Source organism: Pseudoalteromonas sp. RB2-MNA-CIBAN-0110 (genome assembly GCF_040309305.1).
GTDB classification, from domain to species: domain Bacteria; phylum Pseudomonadota; class Gammaproteobacteria; order Enterobacterales; family Alteromonadaceae; genus Pseudoalteromonas; species Pseudoalteromonas arctica.
Map to the genome: position 1 here is coordinate 1 of NZ_JBEOOQ010000102.1, position 552 is coordinate 552.

Consider the following 552-nt stretch of genomic DNA (forward strand, 5'->3'; position numbering starts at 1 on the left):
AGAATGGTGGGTTATGATGGATTTGAACCATCGACCAATTGATTAAAAGTCAACTGCTCTACCAACTGAGCTAATAACCCGCTCTATTGTTGCGTTTTAAATGCAACTTACTACTTTACGTAAATCCGTCGATTGGAACCAATCACTATTCAAAGGAATAAAGAATGGTGGGTTATGATGGATTTGAACCATCGACCAATTGATTAAAAGTCAACTGCTCTACCAACTGAGCTAATAACCCGTTCCAGTTGCTAACTTATTTCTAAGTTAAAGCCTGCGTAAATCCGCCGATTGATGCCACACACTATTCACAAGGAATAAAGAATGGTGGGTCATGATGGATTTGAACCATCGACCAATTGATTAAAAGTCAACTGCTCTACCAACTGAGCTAATGACCCGCTCTGACGTTGCGTTTTATAACAACTTAGTATTCTACGTAAATCCGCCGATAAAAGACCATTCAAAGAATGGTGGGTTATGATGGATTTGAACCATCGACCAATTGATTAAAAGTCAACTGCTCTACCAACTGAGCTAATAACCCGCTCT

At 39.5% G+C, this 552-nt stretch carries 4 tRNA genes; all 4 read right to left on the reverse strand.

Annotated features, from left to right (window positions below):
- Positions 1–4 precede the first annotated feature (4 nt).
- Positions 5–80, reverse strand: a tRNA-Lys gene (locus AAEY68_RS20715).
- An 85-nt stretch (positions 81–165) separates the two neighbouring features.
- A tRNA-Lys gene (locus tag AAEY68_RS20720) sits at positions 166–241 on the reverse strand.
- A gap of 84 nt (positions 242–325) precedes the next feature.
- Positions 326–401, reverse strand: a tRNA-Lys gene (locus AAEY68_RS20725).
- Between the two features lie 70 nt (positions 402–471).
- Positions 472–547: transfer RNA gene (locus AAEY68_RS20730), tRNA-Lys, on the reverse strand.
- Positions 548–552: the final 5 nt, after the last annotated feature.